This is a genomic window from Streptomyces sp. NPDC057654 (assembly GCF_042800135.1).
Lineage (GTDB): Bacteria > Actinomycetota > Actinomycetes > Streptomycetales > Streptomycetaceae > Streptomyces.
The window spans coordinates 1-2,363 of the sequence record NZ_JBHVHQ010001108.1 but is presented as its reverse complement, the minus strand read 5'-3'; the positions used below and the strand labels follow the sequence as shown (position 1 = coordinate 2,363).

Annotated in this window: 2 protein-coding genes; both read right to left on the bottom strand. The window is 68.5% G+C overall.

What is annotated here, in order from left to right:
- Positions 1 to 144 precede the first annotated feature (144 nt).
- Positions 145 to 981 carry an RNA polymerase sigma factor SigF gene (locus ACFU99_RS41000; protein WP_384403095.1) on the bottom strand — a complete coding sequence of 279 codons (837 nt, stop codon included), beginning with the start codon at positions 979 to 981 and terminating at the stop codon, positions 145 to 147.
- Positions 982 to 1,181: 200 nt separating this feature from the next.
- Positions 1,182 to 2,180 (bottom strand): RNA polymerase sigma factor SigF, encoded by a 999-nt coding sequence (locus tag ACFU99_RS40995; RefSeq protein WP_384403092.1) that lies wholly within the window; start codon positions 2,178 to 2,180, stop codon positions 1,182 to 1,184.
- Between the last annotated feature and the right edge of the window lie 183 nt (positions 2,181 to 2,363).

The following is a 2,363-nucleotide window of genomic DNA, read 5'->3' as shown; positions in this document are numbered from 1 at the left end:
GAGCAGGAGGCCGAGGCAGAGCGCCGTCGCCGAGGCGGAGCCGATCGTCGTCCGTCGCATCGAACCAGTGTGGCTGACGGGGCGTCAGCTGTATAGAGATCCCGCGGGGGTGCCGAGCCGTGCGGCCGGCCCGGCCCTGCCCGTTCAGTCCGCGATCAGGCCCTCGCGCAACGTCGCCAGCGTCCGCGTGAGCAGCCGGGACACATGCATCTGCGAGATCCCGACCTCCTCGCCGATCTGCGACTGCGTCATATTGGCGAAGAAGCGCAGCATGATGATCTGCCGCTCCCGCGGCGGCAGTTTGGCCAGCAGCGGCTTCAGCGACTCGCGGTACTCGACCCCCTCCAGCGCGGAGTCCTCATAGCCGAGCCGGTCGGCCAGCGAGCCCTCGCCGCCGTCCTCCTCGGCCGACGGGGAGTCCAGCGAACTGGCGGTATAGGCGTTCCCCACCGCCAGGCCGTCGACCACGTCCTCCTCGGACACGCCCAGGCACATGGCCAGTTCGGGCACGGTCGGGGAGCGGTCGAGCTTCTGCGACAGCTCGTCGCTGGCCTTGGTGAGGGCCAGGCGCAGCTCCTGGAGCCGCCTGGGGACCCGCACCGACCAACTCGTGTCGCGGAAGAAGCGTTTGATCTCGCCGACGACCGTCGGCATCGCGAAGGTGGGGAACTCCACCCCGCGTTCGCAGTCGAAACGATCGATCGCCTTGATGAGACCGATCGTGCCGACCTGGACGATGTCCTCCATCGGCTCGTTGCGACTGCGGAATCGGGCCGCCGCGTAGCGCACGAGCGGCAGGTTCAGTTCGATGAGGGTGTCGCGTACGTACGTACGCTCCGCGCTGTCCTTGGCAAGCGTGGCAAGCCGCAGGAAGAGGGCGCGGGAGAGGGTGCGAGTGTCGATGGCACCGCAGTCGTCAAGCACATCGTGTGGTGCGTCTTTGGTGAGGAGCACCTTCGAGCTGCCCAGTTCTACGGACATGCCACCCCCTTGAGGTCGCGGACGGGTTGCAGCAGCTCCCCCGTACCCAGTTCGTACGAGGAGTGCAGCCTCCACCTGAATACCGGAGGCGGCGCTGCGGCAAACGCGGTTCCAGCAGAATGTCACATGTCGGCAACACGCTGTAGCGCCATGTCGACTTATCCGCCCCGAAGGAGTGGGGCGAGGGTCCCCCGCGTTGATTACGCCTCGATCCGATTTGCGGAACGTAGGCGTGCGAAGCTGCGCGAGAGCAGCCGCGACACGTGCATCTGCGAAACCCCGAGCTCCACACTGATCTGGGACTGCGTCAGATTGTTGTAGTACCGCAGCAGCAGAATCCGCTGCTCCCGCTCCGGCAGCTGTACGAGCAGATGGCGGACGAGGTCGCGATGCTCGACTCCGGCGAGCGCCGGGTCCTCGTACCCCAGCCGGTCGAGCAGGCCCGGCAGCCCGTCGCCCTCCTGCGCCGCCTCCAGCGACGTCGCGTGGTACGAGCGGCCCGCCTCGATGCACGCGAGCACGTCCTCCTCGGTCAGCTTCAGCCGTTCGGCGATCTCCGTGGTGGTCGGGGAGCGGCCGTGCAGCACGGTCAGGTCCTCGGTCGCGCCGTTGACCTGCACCCACAGCTCGTGGAGGCGGCGCGGCACATGGACCGTACGGACGTTGTCGCGGAAGTAGCGCTTGATCTCGCCGACCACGGTCGGCATCGCGAACGTCGGGAACTGCACCCCGCGGTCCGGATCGAACCGGTCGATGGCGTTGATCAGGCCGATCGTGCCGACCTGGACCACGTCCTCCATCGGCTCGTTGCGGCTGCGGAACCTCGCCGCCGCGTACCGCACCAGCGGCAGGTTCGCCTCGATCAGGGCGGCCCGTACGCGCGCGTGCTCGCTGCTCCCCGGCTCCAGCTCGGCGATCTCCTTGAAGAGGACCTGCGTCAGGGCTCTGGCGTCCGCGCCGCGGCGTTCCCGTGTTCGGGCGTCGGGGCTGCTCTCACGGGGCTCGGAAGGCCCGGAAGGCCCGGAAGGCCCGGAGGGTTCGGAGGGCTGGGAGGGCTCGGGGGGCGGGTGCGGTGTTTCCCGGCGCTCGGTCGCCGTCTCCCGCTTCGGGAGCAGCGCCTCACGGCCCCCCGTCGCGGGCTCGCTCTCGGCGCCGCTCCGGCTCTGGAGCGGCGTTCCGGGCGCGGTACGGGCCGACATCCTCACGCCACCCCTTCCCCTCATGGTCTATGCGTCCGCCAAAAGCGGTCATAGCATCACAAGACATGTGCACTGTGTGCAAGCACCTCATAACGACGTGTTGGTTCGTTAGTTGGTTTGTTTGTCGGCCTGTCGGGTGGTCTGCCGGATGCGCGTGCGGCGCGCCGCGCCCGGGTCGAAGGG